Raw genomic sequence first — 20,887 nt, 5'->3', positions numbered from 1 at the left:
GTTTTATTTAAAATATTGTTAAGAACAGGGTACTTTATTAAAATTTTACTTCAACTTAACTCACTAATTTCATAAATTTGTAATTCACGTTTATCAATATATCCATAAAATGGCTAGATTAAATTTATTGGAAGAAACACGCTTCGAGAAAGTCCCCGTAAGCGTCTATCCAGATCAAAATTCAGCTTCGAAAAACGTTGCAAATCGTATTGCTGACATTATTCGTGCAAAGCAAGAGAAAGGTGAAAAAGCTGTTCTGGGTCTTGCCACTGGTGCCACACCGGTGCAGGTCTATCAAGAACTGATTCGCTTGCACAAAGAAGAAGGTTTAAGCTTTAAGAACGTGATTACCTTCAATCTTGACGAATATTACCCTATGCAACCTGACGCCGATCAGAGCTATGTGACCTTTATGAACAAAAACTTGTTCGATCATGTGGATATTGATAAGGCGAATGTAAATATTCCTGATGGTACCCTGGCACCTGATCAAGTCAATGCATTTTGTGAGGCATACGAGCAAAAGATTACAGCTGCTGGAGGTTTAGATATTCAATTGCTAGGTATTGGCCGTACCGGACATATTGGTTTTAACGAACCGGGTTCTGCGCCCAACTCCGGTACTCGTATTGTAACCTTAGATGATCTGACACGTCGTGACGCCTCTCGCGCTTTTGGTGGAAAAGAAAATGTGCCAAGAAAAGCCATTACAATGGGTGTGGGTACAATTTTCAAAGCACGCGAGATCATTCTGATGGCATGGACTGAAACGAAAGCGGAGATCATCAAAAAAGCTGTTGAAGGCGAGATTTCAGCAGAGATTCCGGCTACATATCTTCAACTGTCGGATAATGTCGAGTTCATTTTGGATGAGGCAGCAGCGTCGTTGTTGACACGTTTTGATCTTCCATGGTTAGCCGAAGATGTTACCTGGACACCCTCTTTGATTAAAAAGGCAGTTGTTTGGTTGGCCTTAGAGATCAATAAGCCGATTTTGAAACTTACTGACGAGGACTATAATGCCCATGGCATGGCAAAACTGGTAACTGAAACTGGTCCTGCCTATAACATCAATATCCGTATTTTTAATGAACTTCAGCATACGATTACAGGATGGCCGGGCGGTAAACCTAACGTAGACGATTCGCAACGTCCGGAGCGTGCCAACCCAGCCAAGAAAAATGTGATCGTATTTTCTCCTCACCCAGATGACGATGTCATCTCTATGGGCGGAACATTTATCCGTTTGGCAGATCAAGGGCACAATGTGCATGTTGCATACCAAACTTGTGGTAATACGGCTGTATGGGATGATGATGTGGTGCGTTACCTGGAATTTGCGGAGGATCTGGCAAATCAAATCGGTGCAAAGGCGGAGGCCGCTCAGATCAATCAGATTTATGATGAGGAAAGAGCAATCTTTGCAACGAAAAAACCAAATCAGATCGATACCGAGCTTGTTCGCAAAATAAAGGCATTGATCCGTAAAGGGGAAGCCATTGCCGGAGCTCGTTTAGTCGGATTGCCAGATGAAAATATCCACTTCCAGGATCTTCCATTCTATGACAGACAAAAATTTGCGAAAGAAGTATCGTTTGAAGATGATATTCAACAAACAATGGAATTGTTGCGTCAGGTAAAACCGCACCAAGTATTTGCAGCGGGAGATTTTGCCGACCCACATGGTACACATAAAGTATGTTTCGATATTTTATTCGAAGCCTTGAAAAGATTGAGCAAAACAGACGAGTGGACAAAAGACTGTTGGTTATGGTTGTACAGAGGTGCATGGCATGAATACCCAATCCATGAGATTGAAATGGCCGTTCCCCTATCACCACAAGAGGTGTACCGCAAGCGTTTAGCGATCTTCAAACACCAATCCCAAAAAGATCTACCTGTATTCCCGGGTGATGATCCACGTGAATTTTGGGTACGTGCTGAAGACCGTACGAGTGACACCGCGTCGTTATATGACAGGTTAGGTCTAGCTAACTACGAAGCGATAGAGGCTTTTGTACGATGGAAATTTGACTAAAATACACTGAGTTAATATTAGGAAAGCTCTGAATCATAAGCGATTCAGAGCTTTTTTATTTTTAATTATTCTAAATAAGTGAGTTTTTATATCTTTGCCCTGTTATTTAGAATAATTAAAAATAATTACCCAAAATTATTAACATGGACAAACACTTACTTGCTCTTGCCTCTACGTTGTTAATCGGAAGCGCTGTATATGGTCAAACTTCAGGGATCGTAAAAGGAAAGGTTGTTGATGCAAACAACAACCCATTAAGCTCAGTGACCGTTTCAATCGGCGATAAAACCGTGCGGACAGACCACAGAGGTCATTTTAGACTTCAGGGTGTCGATCAAAATGCGGTTATCCGTTTTACCTATCTAGGATATCAAACAACCTCGGTTGATTATGTATTTAGCTCCGCTAGCCGTGAGGTGGTCATAAAACCGGTGGTGCTGGTGAGCAATGAGCAGGCTATCGATGAAGTGGAGGTGTTTGGTGAGCGGAATAAAAAGCCAAAGGGGCTTGAGATGATTACCCGTATGCCTTTAAAACCTTCCGATCAGATTCAGAGTATATCGGTGATATCCAATAAAGTAATTCAAGATCAGGGTATATTAACATTGACTGATGCTGTTCGAAATATTCCGGGCGTTACGCTATTTGGTTCTTACGGCGGTGTCAAAGAATCATTGTCTACAAGAGGTTTCAGAGGAGTGCCAGTTTTGAAAAATGGGGTACGTATGGACTCGCAGTTCCAGACTGCTTCTGGCGTTGTTGATATGCAAGGGGTAGAGTCCATCCAGATGATCAAAGGTTCTGCTGCGGTAACACAAGGTGTTATTACTGACCTTGGTAATGCCGGCGGGGTGATTAACGTCGTGACAAAAACGCCTAATTTTACAAACTCCGGCGAGGTTGGGGTACGTGTAGGAAGCTGGGGACAGTTTCGGCCGACATTTGATTTTCAGACGGTACTGGATAAAAAGGAGACTGTCGCTTTTCGTATGGATGGTGCCTATGAAAGAAATGATAGTTTCAGAAAAGGGCTTTCAGCCGACCGTGTCTATCTAAACCCATCACTGGCTTGGAAGCCAACCGATAGAACAACGATCACATTGGAAGGAGACTATTTCAACGATAATCGTACCCCAGTGAATTCGGCAGTTAACTTACACAAATCTCAATCGGTAAATGCGTTGTATGTCATCCCAAACAATAAATTCTTGGGTATGAATTCTGATAATGTGAATACAGAGATGAAGAGCTTTATGGGGCAGATCAATCATGAATTGACCGATCGTTGGAGTATTCGCGCTTCCATAGCAACCTCATCTTATCAGGTCGATAACTTGACAACATCGGCGACTCTTATAAAGGACCGTGAGGAAAAGTTCAATACCTTTTCACGGAAGATGAGCAAGAGTTTGCGTGATGATAAAAACAAGACCTTCCAATTTGATTTGATCGGAAAGGATTTGTATACAGGCAAAGTAAAGCATTTGGTACAGGCTGGTGTAGATTATCGTATTGCGGATGCAACAACAACTTCGTTTGATACCAAATTGAATCTGTTAGAAGATAAAGTTCTTTTAAAAAAGACCGACCAGGCGGCTTTAGCTGCAGGGGTGATTGATGTTATTGATATTCATGGCGACTGGGCTAATGATTTGGATCAAGTATCTTATGTGGATTCTTTGGGAAATAAACGGACAGGAAAGAAGGTGGCTTTTGAGGCTAAAACGCCGGTGAGAAATTACTATTCTTCTGTTGGCTTTATGGCACAGGATGTTATTGAATTCAGTAAATACATTAAGGCAGTATTGGGTTTGCGTTACTCTGAAATGACGACAAAGGACTTTACATCAAACGGAAATAAGAGGGTATCAGCCTGGAATCCGATGGCGGGTGTTATCGTAACACCTTTCGAGAATTTCAATGTATTCGGATCCTATACGAATTCAACAAGTCTTAGAAGTGCTGCCAATCCAATGGTTGATGGGACCAAGGCAGGTGCTTCAACTACCGAACAATTCGAAGGTGGGATTAAATCAGATTGGTTGAATAATAGACTGCGTTTCAACTTAACGTATTTCCATATTTATACGTCTGACTTAACCAATGCGGAATATAATGAGGCAAATCAACCGACGGGTCTTTATTTTAAAGCAGGTGATTTAATCCGGGATGGTATCGAAGCTGAATTAAATGGTCGTGTATTGGAAAATCTAACGGTGATGTTGGGCTATGCATATTTGGATGCCCGATATAAAAATTCTCCGTCTTACATGAATGGCTCCGCACCAATGAATGCGCCAAAACATACGGCCAATGCCTGGGTGCAATATGTCTTTAATCAAGGTGCTTTAAGAAATCTGAGCTTAAGTGCCGGAGTTTATTATGTGGGCGATCGTCCAGTAAATGAATATAGTCTAACACCGCAAGGCCACGGTGAATATTATGGCGAAAAACCATTCAATATGCCAGCCTATACAACTTTAAACGCACAGGTAGGGTACAAATGGCGAAAATTTGATGCAAAAGTTTTTGTTAACAATATTACCAACGAGATTGGCTTGAACTCGTATTTCCGTGGAGGTTTTATCAATCAGATTGATCCAAGAAATGCGGCTGTTTCGTTAAGCTATAAGTTTTAAACAGATAGCATTTAATCGTGAGCACAAGTAAAAAGGGATGATTTCTATTCGAAATTATCCCTTTTTCAGTTTTAGAACTGCTATCGGCCGTGCTATTTCACCGATGAGCGTGAGCTTATTGGATATCACTATTTATTGTAATAATCCAGTTCAGTTTTTAATAGGCAATAACATCTCCAGATCTACCTTTGGCGTCAAATACCTTGAATAGATATTTGTTGCCCGCTTGAAAAGGAATTGCGCCATTTACTTCTTTTGATTTCAAATTCGGTGTACTTCCATTCTCTGTATAATAGACTTTGAATCCAGGATAATCAGTGTTGATATAAAGTTGGTTACCCTCTTGTTTAATTCCAAGCTTCGGAAGGCGATAGGTATAACCCCCATCAATAATATCCAGTTTCTTTAATTCATCCTCGCCTAATTTCTTAATAAAGGCTGTATACGACTTACGATAGGTTGCTTCATCATAAGAATTACCTTTTTCCCAAGCTTGTTCTTGCGCCCAGGCGCGATCGGCAATAGCAATTAACCGGGGGAATATCATCTCCTCAAGGCGTTGGTCTGTGGATACTTTTTCAGCCCATAGTGCACCCTTGATGCCGAGCAGATTTTTCTTTCCTTCAGTAGTAAGCTGCACTTTGTTAGTATAAGCTTCTTTTACGAGATCTTTTCCAGTATCATCTTTACGAAGGTTGATGAAGAAGTTTTCCGGTGCGAACGAATAGGTTCTGTTCAAGTTTACAGTACCCACCCAGCTATGGCCCGGATCAGCAAAGTCTCGATCCCATGACATATCCAGGTAATTGTTTGCTGCGCTTGTATACACCACTTTATAGCCTGCATTTGCTAAGCGGTAAGCTAGATCTTCTTGTCCCTGTCCCGGAAGGTTGTTCCATACATTGAGATGTATGCCGGATTTACCCAATTCAGCGTTAACTTCCATTCCTTTCCCTTTGTTACGCATCCCCATTTCTTCCCATCCCGACATAGTCAGACCTTTACTTTGGACAAGTTGATTTATTTTGGCGATATATATTGGCCATACATCAAGTACATTACTGATGTTATTTTCCTTCATGAAAGCAAGGATCTTCGGCGATTTTTCCCAGACACCGCTTGGTGTTTCATCACCTCCCAAATCGATAATTTTCAATGGTACTCCAGCTTTTTCATGGATAGCTTTGATTTCATCGACCACTTTGCTCAGGAAATGATAGGTTGAAGGTAAGGCAGGGTTCATCACATTGTCATTCCAGTTCTGTGCAGAGTTATAGATCGATTTATCATCCGCATCATCCAATAGGAACTCTTCTGCTTTCTGTTTGTCGCCCACCTTAGTGAAGTGAGCATAACGTGCGCGCATTGCTTTGATCGCAGCACGGGCATGCCCCGGTGTTTCTACTTCAGGTATCACATCGATATGTCTTGCTTGCGCATATTTTAAGATTTCGATATAATCAGCTACGGTGTAGAATTGATGCGCTTTTGCAGTGGCACCAGAACCATAAGCGGGTTGAATTCCTTTACCGTCTTCGAAATTAGCGGTGCGGTTAGCACCCACAGCAGTCAGTTCCGGTAAGGATGGAATTTCCAATCGCCAACCTTCATCGTCAATAAAGTGGAAATGGAACTTATTTAATTTATAGGCGGCCATCAGGTCTAAAATGCGCAACACTTCTGCCTTGCTATGAAAATTACGGGCTGCATCCAACATAAATCCACGATAGCCATAACGAGGACTATCCTCTATTTTTGCGTAAGGTAAGGCAATTGATTTTGTGGTTTTATTCCATTGTTGATGATTAATCAAGGATTTCAAAGACTGTATGGCATAAAATGCACCTGCTTTATCCGAAGCCTCTATGTGTATCCCCTTTGCATCAATGTTTAGCCGGTAGGATTCAGGTTTTAGATCATTTGTTTTGACGATAACAATTCCATCTTCTTTTGCCGAAGAAGGAGATAGTTTGATTCCCGTGTACTTGTTTAGAAAATCTGTCAGAAAATTCGCTTCTGAAGCAAATTCGCTGGCAATTAATGCCTTAGTATCGTTCGTTATATTGAACTTTGCGTTATTGTCGATGTTAATATTACTGGGTAAAGGAATAATGCTTTGTGCTTCGATTCCATCTGTAAGTTGGTTCTGATCATACTTATAAGACCAATAATCCGCTTTTTCAGTGTCAGATTGAGGTGCGGTTTTCACTGCTGTATAGTTCCGAATATCTGTTGAAAGCCCGGTTTTGCTGTTTTTTACATACAAACCGATTGGTCCGTCGGTGTAATTGACGAGTCCAGTTGTGGTAAAATCAATATGGATGGTGTCCTGTGCTTTTAATAGAAAATTGTTTTTCTTAAAGCTAACCTGAAATAGGTCACCATTCCTGTGGTCAATGGCAAATCTATTATCTACTTTATCAGGATCAATAGACCGGATAAAATTAAACCAGAGGCTCCAATCATTCAGCTGTATGGCACTTCTGCCCTTATTTTTCAAAATGATTGTTGAGACAGGATTTTTACGGATATTCTGGCCATCCTTGACTTGCCAGGTGATTTGCAGCTGATCGGCAATTGAGCTCGATTTTTGAGCATATGCTGCTTGGCTAAAAAATGCCATGCCAAGGCCAGCATAGAGTAGTGGGTTTTTAATTTTTTTTAAATTAGTCATGTTGGTTACTTTTTCAATGAGTCTAAATATAGCTATTTTAGAGGGTTTTGCGATCTATTTAGAAAAAAATGAATAAAAATTCCGATAAAATTTTGACAGATTTAGAAAACTTTCTATATTTGCACACCGAAACAGAAAACGGCCCGTTCGTCTAGGGGTTAGGACGCAAGATTTTCATTCTTGAAACAGGGGTTCGATTCCCCTACGGGCTACACATCTAAAAGTCAAAACATACAAAAGCCTGCAAATTAAATGTTTGCAGGCTTTTTTGTTTTTCAGTATCTACAAAACTTACACGAATTCCCAAGAAAAAAGTGAGTCATTTTCTCTCATTTGCTTACTCACTGAAATAGAGTTAACATTCTAATAATCAAGATGTTCAAAAGATAAACATCTTGATTCGTTTTAGTTGCAAGGCTAATTTTGTTTCACTTAAATGATGTTGTCATGAGTACAAATTATTCCTTGCTCTTCTACTTGAAGAAACCAGAAAATTATGTTAGTGGCCCCAAGCCAATTTATATGCGGATCACAGTCGACTGCTTTCCAAAAGAGACCTCGGTGGGACGTGAATGCGAGCCATCGAAATGGAATTCCAAAGCTAACCGCGCAAAAGGTACAACAGAAGCTGTAAAAACCCTGAACAGTTACCTTGATACACTCGTAACTAAAGTAAGTGCGATCCATACTGCTATGGTAGCGGCAGGAGAAGAAATTACAGCGGAGTCCATTAAGTTGCGGTTTCAGGGAAAAGATATCAAACGCAAAAATTTCTTAGATGTATTCAGAGAGCACAACAACCAGATGGAAGCGCTTTTGGGCAATGGATTTAAGCCCAATACGCTCAAAGGGTATAAAACCTCTTTATCCCATGTTGGTGGGTCCCTAGAAAAGGAATACAGGTCGCAGGATATCGACACTAGAAGGATTGACCATGCTTTTGTCACAGGGTACGAATTCTATCTTCGAGCAACAATGGGCTGTTCAGCTGTGTCGGCGGCAAAATACATGAAACATCTGCGTAAGATCATCAAGATCTGTATTGCACACCGCTGGATCACCGACGATCCTTTTGCATTCTATAAGATCAAAGCTAAAGCAAAAGAGAAGGAGTTTCTAACAGACGCAGAACTTCGTACGATAGAAGAAAAGGAATTCAAAATACCACGACTTGCACATGTTCGTGATATTTTCGTCTTCTGTTGTTATACAGGTCTATCTTATGCTGATGTAAAGAAACTAAAATGGACGGATATCGCTGAGGGTGTGGACGGAAAACTGTGGATCTTCACAAGTAGGGAAAAAACCGAAACATCATCAAATATTCCGTTATTACCAAAGGCACTTGAAATTATTGAAAAATATCGTGACTATCCGCCATGCATAGCGAAAGATATGGTACTACCTGTTCTCAGCAATCAGAAAATGAACAGCTATCTAAAGGAAATTGCTGACCTATGCGAGATTACCAAAGAATTGACCTTCCATAAATCACGTCATACCTTTGCTACTTCGGTTACATTGGCCAATAGTGTTCCGATTGAAACAGTATCCAAGATGCTTGGTCATACGGATATCAAGACAACACAGCATTATGCGAAATTATTAGATAATAGGGTTGCCGTGGATATGGATAGACTGGAAAGAAAGATCGAGAATAAACCGGTGCCTGCAAATCAGGCTAAAATCGCTGAGTTATGTACTCCACAGGCTCTTACTTTTATTAGAACAGATCACAGTGGTCGGAATATCGCATAAATCCCAAAAAGGAAGCTGCACAAAAGGCAGCTTCCTTTTCAGATTACGGTTGTAAATCCTCTTTATATATAAAAGTTACTTTACTTGTCTGGATGATATCTTCCTTGAAATTTAACAGGGAAACACTATATTCCATTTTTTCCCCTTCCGTAAATGTCAAAATCCGATCCATGTCCTTCGGTAAAAGTACTTTGTTGATTTGGACCACTCCTTGCATGGCATAAACTATGTTTCGGGGTTCTTGATCAGCTGTTTTGATCTTCCACGAAAGAGGACTATTCACGGTCTCATTTCGGTTATCAAACTTCCCTTCACAGGTAAATAATGCAAATGAAGTGCTAAGGTCTTTCGTATAGGTCAACTTAACGGGCCTGTCTTCATACATGACGTATAGGCCTTTAGCATTAACGAAAAGCGTATCTGGATAGATCTTGTAAATATCATCTGCCTTTGGACAAGCATATTCTATAAGGGGTTCCGGTTCTGGCTGAGGTTTTGGGTAGAATGGTTCATCACGGCTACAAGATGCAACAATTAAAAACAATATACTAAAAAGTGGAATAGTTAGTTTTCTGCTCATTATTGAAAATACTAGTATGGTTTATAAAATTCATATAAAGAAACGAAAAAAACATTCGTCATGCTACAGTTGAACCTGTAAAATTTCAGTTATACCTCTTCTTTCTATATGAACCCAAATTCTGTTATCTTGTTGATCGACAGTTTTTTAGCTCATCCACTACTAGTAATGGATCAATCTATCAATCGAGATTCTTTATAATAGGTTTTGTTGAGAAAACTTGTGCTACAAGTTTAAGTAATCGAGCGTATTCAATGCGTGAACATGGTTAATCGGAAGTTGGTCGAATAAATTTGGAATTATTATTCATTTTTACCTAATTTAAATGTTGATTTTGAACAGGATAACGGTCAGGAGAGATAGCCATTAATGCATAACCAAATCGTCTGAAAACATGAATGAACACGAAATTGATATCTATCTAGATGGTGTTAAGGCGAGGATCGACCTTCGAAAGATGGATTATACCTCCCTTCGGAACCTTTTCATGAAACTTCAGCGGATCTTGGGTGACAATGAGTATATCCATGAGACCATCCTTGAAAGCGACCTCTTCTATTTCCGGCAGGAGCTCAGCGGAAAGACCGTAAGTGCCCACCATAAACAAGGAATAATAACTGTTGCGGATCTGATGAACTGTTCATACGAGCATCTCGCTGCCATGGACGGACTGGGGAACAAATCACTTTCGGAAATAGTGAGTTTCATTAAAGATCTTGGTAAATAAGCTGTTTATATAAACAGTTAATTTTGAACCTTCCTTTTAGAAATGTATATTGATATTGTTTTAACTACGCCCTATCTAATCCTTAAACGGCTGTCCAATGGGATGGCCGTTTTACTGGACTTCGGTCGGAAGCCCCTAAAATCAAAGGTTATGTTTTGAGCGGCTGAACTTTATTCCCCTTGGTCCCGTCTCCATCGTTTCTCGGTATACGTATTGAAGTTTGATTTCTTCCATTTTGTCAGGTGGTATCCGTTGCAATGCGTACAGTAGTATGCCCGTCTCTGGATAGGCCTGCCCTGCCTGTGTTTGATACGTCGGCCTTCCTCATTCCGTTTATATAGGTAATTCCATTTCAGGTCGAGCATAACAAGCCGGGCCTCAATCCAGGAGGTAAAAATTACCTTTCCGGTCTCCCTACATTTTTTATTGGTTCCCATAGAAATAATTTTCTTTCCCATTTCCAGTATGGGGTACAGATGTAAACAATATATTTTCGACGATACCCACAGATGAACGCACTCTAATGGCTGGTATTCATAGCTGCTGCTAGGTTCCTACAGCTTTTTCTAATTTAACCAAATCCCTTTTGAAAATAAAATGTGATAGTTCTAGATAGCATAAACATTAGCCCATAAATAGAAGATATAGAGTAAAGAATCGCTCATTGGCGGGTCAAAAAAAATTAAGGGAACTTTACGAGCAGTGGATAGGAGATGCCGAGAAGAAGTTGGAGGGACTGAATAGTAATGTGAACCCAGACTCGCCCTTTTCCAGGGTTTTGGCTGATCTACTAGAGAAATTGAAACGGAAGGAAGTTCAAAAAGTCGTACTGATGTTCGATAGTGAACTGGATCTTGGTATCATAATTACCAGCGGTAGAAAGTTATACCTACGGATTCCCAAAATAAAAACGCTCAGAAATAGAAACGCTATCGGAAACCATCAGATCAGCCTTCTGCAGCGGATGGGGTTCCAATGGGATGCAAGAGAAACTTTGTTGTATTTGGGATTGGAGCTTAACACCTTAGCCAATCAAGTGATGGAATTATTGTCAAAAATTGTGTTCAAAGTTTTCATATTCGAAGAGATGGGGGGTAAAAGCTACATCAGTTATAGCTAAATGAATGCTTATTCAGATAACCAGCGATATATTTATCTATATTGATAGCCTAATAGATATATTGTCTATTCTATATACAGCCTATTATTTCCCATGTTGGATTGAATTATAAAGTATACTGCGCAGTATACTAAAAATTGGCTTTATGTTATTGTAAAGGCAACAGAGTATCCCCGGAGGATACTCTAAACCCCATTTCTGGCAAATGGGACAAGAAAAGTAGGGCTCTGCCCAACTTCTGCTTGCTCATTTGTATCGTCCTACTATGGGTTTACACATTGTATTGTACTAGTATAGGTTTACAAAACGAGTGTTGTAAAGAAAGGTTTAAACCTATAAACGGACATTTGAAAACAGACCATCGATTGGGGAGAAATTTCTACAAAGGAATCGTAGGTGATAATATTAACGTTATGCTAACAGCTACTGCTTTTAATTTCAAAAGGATGATGAACAAATGGAAAAAATCCGTTTTTGTGCTTATTCGAAATATAAACATCTTGCCTAAATATTTCATACTAAAATCAATATTAAAACTCAATGCGACTTTTTAAGCTCGGACTATTTATTATCTTTAGCTTGATTTTCGATTTTATTAAATCCTAAATGGGAAAGATACCTCAATTTAAGCTATTTTTGTTTTTATTCTTTTGGCAAACTATGCTAGTTGCTCAAATTAATGATCAATCTCATTTCTCGGGCCTTACTTTTATTGCCCACACGAAAAATCAGGATGAACGTACTGGATTAAATTTGTCCGCCGAAAAGCCCCTGGAATTTTCAAAGGATGGATTTTCATTGGAATTTGATTTAAGGCTCAGAAAGGAATTACATACCTATGGCTATGTGTGCCGCGTGGTTGCAAACGATTCGGAAAGTTTCGATATCATTTCCCACCTGTTAAAATCCGAATTTAAATGCTTACTGACAAAAGTAGATGGGGTCATCGAGTCTGCATCGATTCAGGATGCGGGAGGTCTACAGGAAAATAAATGGCTGAAAATTAAACTATCTTTTAATAGGGATAATATAAAGGTGCTAATTAATGGCAAGGAGCGAGTAATTAAACAGCCTATTGCGGACTTTGATAACATAAAGATATATTTTGGCGAGAATAAAAATATTCATTTTTATACCAATGATGTGCCTCCAATGACCATCCGAAATATTATTATCAGAGATAAAAAGAACGTCATAAAGCACGAATGGCGTCTGGCTACACATAACAAAAATGTGGTGTATGATGAAATAACAAAAAATCCGGCGATAGCGGGAAATCCGATCTGGGAAATCGATAAGCATTCGCAATGGCATAAAATTGCATCGCTTAGGCTCAATACGGACGGCACAAATCGTAACCCTCTCCCGCAGATTGCTTATGACACGCTTGGTGGAAGGGTATTTATGGTTACGCGAGATAGAATTTATACGTATCACATTGATGCCAATAGAACGGATACGATCATCCCGAAAAAGGGCTACCCTTACTTCAGGGTGGGCGCGTCTAGCCAATTAATATTCGACAGTAAGCAGCGTAAACTGATCTCCTACAATCCGGATCTGCCTAAACTGAATTTTTATGATTTTGATAAAAATGAATGGAGTGAGCATGCGATTGTTGAGATAGATACGCGACAGCATCATAATCAATTTATAGATTATGAGAATAATCGCTTGGTCGTCTTCGGTGGGTATGGGATCCACCGATACAATGCGCAATTAGCGGTCATTGAGCTAAATGATACGGCAAAATGGGCAGAGAAATCTCTTGCGGCAGGGATTGAACCGCGCTATCTCAGTGCTTCGTGCAACATCGATAATAAGCATATGTTGATCTTGGGCGGGTACGGGAGTGCTTCGGGCAAACAGGAGGAATCGCCCCGGAATTATTATGATCTCTACAAAATAAATATTGATACGAAAGAACATACGCGCATGTGGTCTTTTGTGAATGATAAGAATCATTATACGTTTAGTAATGCTATGGTGGCGGATACTGCGGCCAATAAGCTCTATACGCTCACGTATAATAATGATAGGTATTATTCATTCCTTTATCTTTCTGCTTTCGATATAGAAACTAAAAATCCGTCGATGGAGATTTTAAGTGATTCTATTAAATATAATTTTTTGGATATCAAATCTTATTGTAGTTTATTCTTGTATCGGAAAACATCATCGCTATATGCCTTTGTGCAGCAGGAAGAGGCTTCTGGTGAAGCTACAATCATCGATATTTATTCTTTGGCTTTTCCGCCGCTATCTAAAGAATTTATCCAGTCTTACGAAGTTGCTAAAAAGGGGGGAGGGTTGTCTCCGCTGTGGTTACTCGTCCTTATATGCCCTATTGTGGTACTGGTTGGACTTATTTTTTATGTTCGAAAATATAAAAAGCAAGGTGTTGAAGATCGGACGCCACAGGCAGACTTGCTGCAATATGATAAAATTGAAAAATATCCTGTAGAGAAGCAAAAGTCAGCTATTTATTTGCTAGGCGGCTTTAGGATATATGATCAACATGGGAATAATATGACCGGTGAATTCTCGCCTACAATCAAGCAGCTATTGATCTACCTGCTGCTCAGTTCGGTCAAAGATGACAAGGGGACGACTTCGCAACGGCTGGACGAAACGTTTTGGTTTGGCATGGATAAAGATAGTGCGTCCAATAACAGACGGGTGAATATCAGAAAACTGCGTTTGCTTCTGCAGAATGTTGGAAATATTGAAATAATTCATAAAAATAGTTATTGGTATCTCGATCTTGGTGATCAGTTAATCTGCGATTACAGTGAAATATCGGCAAATTTAAAACTGCTTGATAAAAATCCACTTGATAAAGACTTGATCCGACAGATCGTTCGCGTGGCTTCTTTGGGTCCATTGCTGCCGAGTTTGGAAACCGAATGGGCGGATAGTTATAAATCTAAATTCTCGACATTATTGGTCGATGCTTTGCTCGAATCTATCCATCAACAGGGGATTGCTGATGATCCTAAATTGTTATTGAAAATAGCTGATGTCATCTTGATTCATGATAATATTGATGAAGAAGCGATTCGCTTAAAATGTAAAGTCCTGTACGAGATGAGGCAAAAGGGATTATCTAAACAGAGCTTTGATAAATTCTGCGAAGACTATAGGCGTCTTCTCAATTCAACGCCTGACTTTACTTATGAGGATATTATAGCGCGGTTTGTAAATAATTAATGCCCAATTAATGTGCTTGCTTAAACCTACCCTTTAAAAAAAATAATATTTTTTATTCACCTTTTTGTTTCTGATTTTCAGATAGTTGCATTGTGTGTTGGGACGGTGTGCCGTGCGCGTTAATGCGCGATTAATGCTGGATTAACCCCTCCAATTCTATATTTGGACGGGAAAATAATATAACCATTTGATGTTTCATAATTCTTACGCTGGATCGTGGTATTGTGTGCATAATTATGAAAAGCTGAACCTAATAAAAATATAAGACTTTATAAATTAATACGACAATTATGAAAATGAGAAAGCATGTAGGGAAATCACAAAAACCTATTTTGAGATTTTTTTCTATTTTGATAGGCGTTATTCTTTCATTCAGTTTTGTTACGGCACAGACCAATACTACGGTATCTGGTAGGGTAACAGACGATAAAGGAGATCCTATCGTAGGGGCATCTATAACCTCCCCGAAACAAAGTACAAAGTCTGACCGTGAGGGTACTTTTACCTTGAATGTGCCATTGGGCACTGAGATTGAAATATCATTTGTTGGTTTTAAATCTCAAAAGCTAAAGGTTGACAGTAGAAACCGGTTGGAAATAAAGCTGAAGGAAGATAAGCTGGAACTCGACGAAATCGTCGTGGTCGCCTATGGTGTGCAAAAAAAAGAAAGTCTCACAGGTGCTATTTCCAATATCAAATCGGATGAGATTATCAAAACGAAGGCTCCTAGTTTGGCGCAATCGATACAAGGAAAGGTGTCGGGACTTAGAATTAGGCAACAGGATGGTGAACCGGGACAATTTAGGTCTGATATCAATGTACGGGGAATGGGAACTCCACTATTTATCATTGATGGTATTGTTCGTGATGGAGCGGATGCTTTTCAACGGTTAAATCCGGAGGATATCGAGAGTATCTCCTTCCTGAAGGATGGAACTGCTGCAATCTATGGTATGAACTCCGCGAATGGGGCTATAATTGTAACAACCAAAAAGGGTGCTAAAGGAAAGACAAAGATCTCTTTGTCTTCGAATATTGGGATATCTAGTCCTACAAATATCCCCAAAATGGCAACGGCAGCGCAATACATGGAAATGCGAAATGATGCGGCTATTCTTGGTGAAGGCAACCCGCTGGTGACGGAAGAGGTGCTGGCGCTGTGGAAGCAGGGGGCGCTCGGATATGAAAGTACTAATTTATATAATGATGTCTTCAAAAAACATGCGGTACAGCATCAGCATACGGTTTCAATGCAGGGGGGATCGGATAATGTCACTTATTTTGGTAGTCTGGGCTATGCGCGTGATGAAAGCTTACTAAAATCGGATGACTTAAATTATGATAAATATACGTTTCGCTCAAACGCTGATATTAAATTAGCGAACGGACTCGTAGCAGGAATAAACCTCTCGGGAAGATGGGATAAGACGAGCCAACCCTGGAGCTCGTTTTTCGAAATATTTAAACAAACGCGTATCAATGTGCCCACTTATCCGGCTTATGCCAACAACAATCCGGACTATTTGGCCACGCAACAAATGGGGCTCAATCCGATCGCATTGGCAGATGCTGATCTGACGGGTTATCATACGTATCATAATAAGAACCTCCAGTCTACTTTCTCATTGAAATACGACCTGCCATTTGTGGAAGGATTGTCGATAAAGGGCCAACTTGGGTATGACTTTAATCAACAGAAACATAAGGGTATTCGAAAACAATACGCGACTTATACGTACTCGGCAGAGAATGATCAATATATTGAAAGTATATACAATAGTCCTTCTCTGATCCAAGTGGGAAATAATGAAACGAATCGTCTGGATATGCAGGCGCAGATAAATTATGTGAAGTCGTTCAATAAGCTGCACAATGTGAGTGGAACCTTGGTCTACGAAAGAAGACAGGAAAATAATGATTGGTCCAGTATTGAACGTAAATATGATCTGTATACCTACGATGAACTGGATTATGCTGGAATAAAGGATCAATTGGTGAGTGGAATGTCTAACAAATCGGCTTTCATTTCTTATGTAGGTCGTTTTAATTATGATTTTAAGGGTAAATATTTACTTGAACTGGCTTTTAGACAGGATGGATCTTATCGGTATGCGCCGGATAGCAGGTGGGCGTTCTTTCCGATGGGATCTATCGGATGGCGTGCTTCGGAGGAGAAATTTATAAAAGAGAAGTTTGATTTTGTTGATAACCTCAAATTTAGGGCTTCTTATGGAAAATCGGGGCAGGATGCTGGTGAAGCGTTCCAGTATATCCCGGGCTATAACCTGAATGTAGGGACTTATGAATTTACGGATGGTACTGCACTGTCGGGTATAGGGGCTCCGTCTATTACCAACCCGAATTTGACCTGGTACAGGGCTAAACAGCTTGATATCGGTATGGATCTTTCGTTATTTAACGGTCTGTTTTCAATGGAATTGGACGTGTACAGACGCGATCGGACTGGATTGCTGGCGACGCGAACCGTGTCTCTGCCAAATACGTATGGTGCCAGCTTGCCACAAGAGAACTTGAATAGTGATATTACCAAAGGGATAGAGTTAACATTAGGACACCGAAATAAAATTAATGATTTCTCCTACGGCATAAAAGGGAATATGAATCTTGCGCGTACGCAGATGAATTATGTCGAAAGGGGGCCTTTTGTGAGTAGCTGGGATCGTTGGCGAAATCAAACGTCTAATCGCTGGAATGATTTTGTATGGGGGTATGAAACGCTCGGGCAATTTACGAATTCTGAACAAATTAGAAATTATGGGGTGGTGCAACATGGCGAAATGGGAAACAGCAACGAGTTGCCCGGCGACTATATTTTTAAAGACGTGAATGGTGATGGTATTATTGACGATAATGATAAAATGCCAACGTTCTGGTCTGGAACTCCGCTGATCCACTATGGTCTTACGTTAGAGGCATCGTGGAAAAATTTCGATATCTATGCCTTATTTCAAGGTGCCGCAATGTACACTGTCCAATTTAGTGAGGTGTATGCTGAAATCTTATGGTCCAAAGGGGCAAATACGCCGGCATACTTTTATGATAGATGGCACCAAGAGAATCCATACGACCCGGATAGTCGCTGGATTGCAGGCGAATGGCCCGCATCACGCCTGATACAGGATGTCGGGGCGCTATATATGGATAATAGTGATATCTGGCGCAAAAATGCATCTTATTTGAGATTGAAAACAATTGAACTGGGTTATACTTTTCAGTCTCCTGTGATGAAAAAGATCGGCTTAAGTAATCCACGAATTTATGTGAATGGATACAACTTGTTCACCTTTGCTGATGCTTTTGTAAAACCGTTTGACCCGGAACGGATCGAGGGTTCATATAATGCGGGAATGAACTATCCGCTGACGAAGAGTTTCAATTTTGGCTTCACGGCTAACTTCTAAAAATAAAAATGATGAAACAACTATATAAATCGATGTTATTCTTAGGGATAATGAGTTGGACAACAGCTTGTACTGATATCCTAGATGTTGAACCAAACAACAAGGTGCCGGCAGATAAGGTACTTAATTCGGAAGAGGGGGTCGCCATGCACATGGCTAACTTATATGGGCGTCTGCCGGTCGAAGATTTTTCGTATGCAATTGATAAGGGGTTCAGCCTGGGCATAGGAAATACGAATCCGAACAATGGAGGTCGTTCGGCAGCGCATGCGAGTGATGAGGCAATGCATTCTGAATTTAATGATGATGTGGACGAAGGGTTTAACTTTTGGGAGGGATATATCGACGGCGATGGTACGTATAAAAATTGGCGCGGAATATATACACTGATAAGAGATATAAACGGGTTGATAGAAACCATACCGACATTAACAAAAATTTCGAATGATGAAAAACTGAAACTTGAAGGTGAAGCTGCTTTCTTAAGGGCGTTTACGTATTACGCCTTAGCTAAACGCTATGGTGGTGTTCCTCTAATAAAGGAAATGCAGGTCTATAACGGATCGGTGGAAGATTTGAAAGTTCCGCGTAGTACTGAAAAGGAGACTTGGGACTTCATCTTGAGTGATTGCGATATCGCTGCTGAAAAATTATCCGACTCTCCTTCGGATACGCGTCGGGCAAATAAATGGATTGCGCTGGCACTGAAATCAAGGGCTGCGCTGTATGCGGCTTCTGTAGCCAAGTTTACGCATGCGCCTTACGTGAGCTTCTCTGGTCCTGCAGTGGATCTAAAACTGGTCGGGATTGATGCGTCGGAGGCTGATAGATATTATAGTGAATGTATAGCTGCGTCTAGCGAGATCATAAAAAGTGGACACTATGGATTATATGGTGCGGACCCGGCAACAAAAGAGGAGGCGATAAATAATTATAAGCAAATGTTCGAAAATCCCAATAGTGTGCTTTCTGGTGTAAAGGAGCCCATGTTTATAAAGGGATATACATCGGGAACGGTATTGGCGCATAATTATGACATCTGGTATCGTCCTAACCAGACAGCAAATGGTTGGCCTCATCCGGGAAGAATGAATCCGACACTTGATTTAGTCGATGCGTATGAGGATTATACGGATAATGGACTGGGAGCGAGTACGGCGGTAAAGACAAGAGTCGACGGTAACGAGTCTACTTATGGTGGCTTTGATAAGAATGTGCAGTACTATGCTTTCCCTATCGATAAGCCTTATGAATTATTTGAAAACAAGGATGCTCGATTGTGGGCCACAATGATTCTGCCGGGTACATCTTGGAAAGATAATAAAATTATTATTCAGGGCGGAATCATTAAACCTGATGGATCGTATATCTTTCGTACGGATGCCAGCGTAACTGGGCTCGATGGGAAGACGTATTATACGTATGGTGCAGAGAAGGCAAATCAGTATTCGGGTTTCAGTCCTGTCGGTGGCAATTACACCAGATCGGGGTTTTTACTTCGGAAGTTTCTTCAGGAAAAAGAGACGGTTACGGCCGAATGGAACAAAGGGGCCAACGATTGGATCGAATTCCGATATGCCGAAGTTCTGCTGAATTATGCGGAGGCTGCTGCAGAAAAATTTGCGGCAACTGGTGAAGACAAAACAATGGGGAAAAAGGCGCTAAATGAGGTGCGTAAAAGGGCTGCTCATAAAGATGAAATTGGGCTGACGGTGGATAATGTGCGTAAAGAAAGACTCGTTGAATTTGCCTTTGAAAATAAGCGGCGGTGGGATTTGAATCGTTGGAGAACGTATCACAAATTGTTTGAAAATAGAATGAAACGTTCGTTAGTTCCTTTTCTCGATTTGAGAGGGGCCACTCCCAAGTATATTTTTGTACGGATGAATCCCCCAGGATATAATAATCAAACTTACACGTATTCGCGGTATTACAGACAGATACCGGGTATTGGAAGTAACGGCCTTGTACAGAACCCATAACACGCTTTAATTTTAAATATTATGAAAACGAATTTAATAATAATGGGCATGCTGATCGTGCTAGGACTCTTCTCTTCGTGTGAGAAAGATAACCTCGATTATGCACCTAATGCATCCTTTTCTGGTGAAATAAGAGACCTTGAAACGGGCGAACTGTTACCTCAAGATATATTGGAAGGATCTAAAATCTATTTCATCGAATTGGGCTGGAATAATCCTCCGGTGCAATCGATGGTCTTTAAGAATGACGGTACATTTCGTAATGACCTAATGTTTGCGGGCGATTACAAAATTATACTGAATAAAGGGAACTATGTGCCGCTGGATACCCTATTGTACCAAATGAAGCCGGGAGCAAATACACAGCTATTTGAAGTGGTTCCTTATGTCAGAATTAAAGATGCGGATATAAAGTTTAGAGACGGAAAAGTTATTGCAAAATTTAAGATGCAACAAAACTCAAACAACCCTATTAAAGCTATCTCACTTTTTGCGCATCCGGATATATCCGTTGGCTACCGTATCCAAACGGCGAGTGTAACATACGAGTTGAATACAAATGCGCAGGATAGTGAATATGAAATTACAATGGATATAAGCAACTACAGCCAAATAAAGACGGGCAACAGTTATTATTTCCGGATCGGGGCATTGAGTAGTGCTGCGGAGGCGAAGTATAACTACTCTCCAGCAATAAATGTCGATTTGTAATCTTTGCGTGGCGCAAGCTAATATAT

Annotated in this window: 12 protein-coding genes, 1 tRNA gene and 1 pseudogene; 11 read left to right on the top strand and 3 right to left on the bottom strand. The window is 40.4% G+C overall.

The features are described from left to right. Nucleotides 1-109 precede the first annotated feature (109 nt). Both nagB and HMAT_RS20135 read left to right on the top strand, forming a co-directional pair. Nucleotides 110-2,038: a glucosamine-6-phosphate deaminase gene (nagB, locus tag HMAT_RS20140; RefSeq protein WP_104384667.1), complete on the top strand. Its 1,929-nt coding sequence runs from the start codon at nucleotides 110-112 to the stop codon at nucleotides 2,036-2,038. A gap of 143 nt (nucleotides 2,039-2,181) precedes the next feature. Further along, a complete protein-coding gene (locus tag HMAT_RS20135; RefSeq protein WP_104384666.1) occupies nucleotides 2,182-4,677 on the top strand; it encodes a TonB-dependent siderophore receptor in 2,496 nt (831 codons plus the stop codon). A 157-nt stretch (nucleotides 4,678-4,834) separates the two neighbouring features. Here HMAT_RS20135 and HMAT_RS20130 read toward each other — a convergent pair whose 3' ends face one another. Next, nucleotides 4,835-7,351: a family 20 glycosylhydrolase gene (locus HMAT_RS20130; RefSeq protein WP_104384665.1), complete on the bottom strand. Its 2,517-nt coding sequence runs from the start codon at nucleotides 7,349-7,351 to the stop codon at nucleotides 4,835-4,837. 140 nt (nucleotides 7,352-7,491) lie between these two features. Between HMAT_RS20130 and HMAT_RS20125 the strand changes: the two genes are divergently transcribed. Together HMAT_RS20125 and HMAT_RS20120 are read left to right on the top strand one after the other, a co-directional pair. Then, nucleotides 7,492-7,563: transfer RNA gene (locus HMAT_RS20125), tRNA-Glu, on the top strand. Between the two features lie 235 nt (nucleotides 7,564-7,798). Then, nucleotides 7,799-9,109, top strand: a complete 1,311-nt coding sequence (locus tag HMAT_RS20120) for a site-specific integrase (RefSeq protein WP_104384664.1) — start codon at nucleotides 7,799-7,801, stop codon at nucleotides 9,107-9,109. A gap of 43 nt (nucleotides 9,110-9,152) precedes the next feature. On the opposite strand, the gene HMAT_RS20115 is transcribed toward HMAT_RS20120, so the two are convergent. Next, a complete protein-coding gene (locus HMAT_RS20115) occupies nucleotides 9,153-9,689 on the bottom strand; it encodes a hypothetical protein (RefSeq protein ID WP_104384663.1) in 537 nt (178 codons plus the stop codon). A gap of 394 nt (nucleotides 9,690-10,083) precedes the next feature. On the opposite strand from HMAT_RS20115, the gene HMAT_RS20110 reads away from it, so the two are divergent. After that, complete coding sequence (locus tag HMAT_RS20110) at nucleotides 10,084-10,416, top strand: helix-hairpin-helix domain-containing protein (protein ID WP_104384662.1); 333 nt, start codon at nucleotides 10,084-10,086, stop codon at nucleotides 10,414-10,416. 170 nt (nucleotides 10,417-10,586) lie between these two features. On the opposite strand, the gene HMAT_RS20105 is transcribed toward HMAT_RS20110, so the two are convergent. Continuing rightward, nucleotides 10,587-10,853 carry a hypothetical protein gene (locus tag HMAT_RS20105; protein WP_158656026.1) on the bottom strand — a complete coding sequence of 89 codons (267 nt, stop codon included), beginning with the start codon at nucleotides 10,851-10,853 and terminating at the stop codon, nucleotides 10,587-10,589. Nucleotides 10,854-11,080: 227 nt separating this feature from the next. Between HMAT_RS20105 and HMAT_RS20100 the strand changes: the two genes are divergently transcribed. The 6 genes and pseudogenes from HMAT_RS20100 (at nucleotide 11,081) to HMAT_RS20075 (ending at nucleotide 20,861) form a co-directional block, all read left to right on the top strand. Continuing rightward, nucleotides 11,081-11,536: a hypothetical protein gene (locus HMAT_RS20100; RefSeq protein ID WP_104384660.1), complete on the top strand. Its 456-nt coding sequence runs from the start codon at nucleotides 11,081-11,083 to the stop codon at nucleotides 11,534-11,536. Between the two features lie 332 nt (nucleotides 11,537-11,868). Further along, a pseudogene (locus tag HMAT_RS27815) lies at nucleotides 11,869-12,090 on the top strand (IS5/IS1182 family transposase); the annotation flags it as partial. 52 nt (nucleotides 12,091-12,142) lie between these two features. Beyond that, nucleotides 12,143-14,746: a hypothetical protein gene (locus tag HMAT_RS20090; protein ID WP_199768723.1), complete on the top strand. Its 2,604-nt coding sequence runs from the start codon at nucleotides 12,143-12,145 to the stop codon at nucleotides 14,744-14,746. 290 nt (nucleotides 14,747-15,036) lie between these two features. Next, on the top strand, nucleotides 15,037-18,168 hold the full coding sequence (locus HMAT_RS20085) for a TonB-dependent receptor (RefSeq protein WP_104384658.1): 3,132 nt from the start codon (nucleotides 15,037-15,039) through the stop codon (nucleotides 18,166-18,168). 8 nt (nucleotides 18,169-18,176) lie between these two features. After that, nucleotides 18,177-20,150 carry a RagB/SusD family nutrient uptake outer membrane protein gene (locus HMAT_RS20080; protein ID WP_199768722.1) on the top strand — a complete coding sequence of 658 codons (1,974 nt, stop codon included), beginning with the start codon at nucleotides 18,177-18,179 and terminating at the stop codon, nucleotides 20,148-20,150. Nucleotides 20,151-20,171: 21 nt separating this feature from the next. Further along, entirely contained in the window at nucleotides 20,172-20,861 is a 690-nt protein-coding gene (locus tag HMAT_RS20075; protein ID WP_104384656.1) for a DUF3823 domain-containing protein, read from the top strand. The last annotated feature ends 26 nt before the right edge of the window (nucleotides 20,862-20,887 follow it).

The sequence above is a fragment of the Sphingobacterium sp. HMA12 genome, from assembly GCF_002933815.1.
Taxonomy (GTDB): domain Bacteria; phylum Bacteroidota; class Bacteroidia; order Sphingobacteriales; family Sphingobacteriaceae; genus Sphingobacterium.
Note: the sequence above shows the minus strand (reverse complement) of the source record. Positions and strands in the feature narration are given on the sequence as shown.

Bases quoted from the DNA above. Each gene is read 5' to 3' on its own strand.
- nagB (WP_104384667.1), top strand. From the start codon at position 110: ATGGCTAGATTAAATTTATTGGAAGAAACACGCTTCGAGAAAGTCCCC.
- HMAT_RS20135 (WP_104384666.1), top strand. From the start codon at position 2,182: ATGGACAAACACTTACTTGCTCTTGCCTCTACGTTGTTAATCGGAAGC.
- HMAT_RS20130 (WP_104384665.1), bottom strand. From the start codon at position 7,351: ATGACTAATTTAAAAAAAATTAAAAACCCACTACTCTATGCTGGCCTT.
- HMAT_RS20120 (WP_104384664.1), top strand. From the start codon at position 7,799: ATGAGTACAAATTATTCCTTGCTCTTCTACTTGAAGAAACCAGAAAAT.
- HMAT_RS20115 (WP_104384663.1), bottom strand. From the start codon at position 9,689: ATGAGCAGAAAACTAACTATTCCACTTTTTAGTATATTGTTTTTAATT.
- HMAT_RS20110 (WP_104384662.1), top strand. From the start codon at position 10,084: ATGAATGAACACGAAATTGATATCTATCTAGATGGTGTTAAGGCGAGG.
- HMAT_RS20105 (WP_158656026.1), bottom strand. From the start codon at position 10,853: ATGGGAACCAATAAAAAATGTAGGGAGACCGGAAAGGTAATTTTTACC.
- HMAT_RS20090 (WP_199768723.1), top strand. From the start codon at position 12,143: ATGGGAAAGATACCTCAATTTAAGCTATTTTTGTTTTTATTCTTTTGG.
- HMAT_RS20085 (WP_104384658.1), top strand. From the start codon at position 15,037: ATGAAAATGAGAAAGCATGTAGGGAAATCACAAAAACCTATTTTGAGA.
- HMAT_RS20080 (WP_199768722.1), top strand. From the start codon at position 18,177: ATGATGAAACAACTATATAAATCGATGTTATTCTTAGGGATAATGAGT.
- HMAT_RS20075 (WP_104384656.1), top strand. From the start codon at position 20,172: ATGAAAACGAATTTAATAATAATGGGCATGCTGATCGTGCTAGGACTC.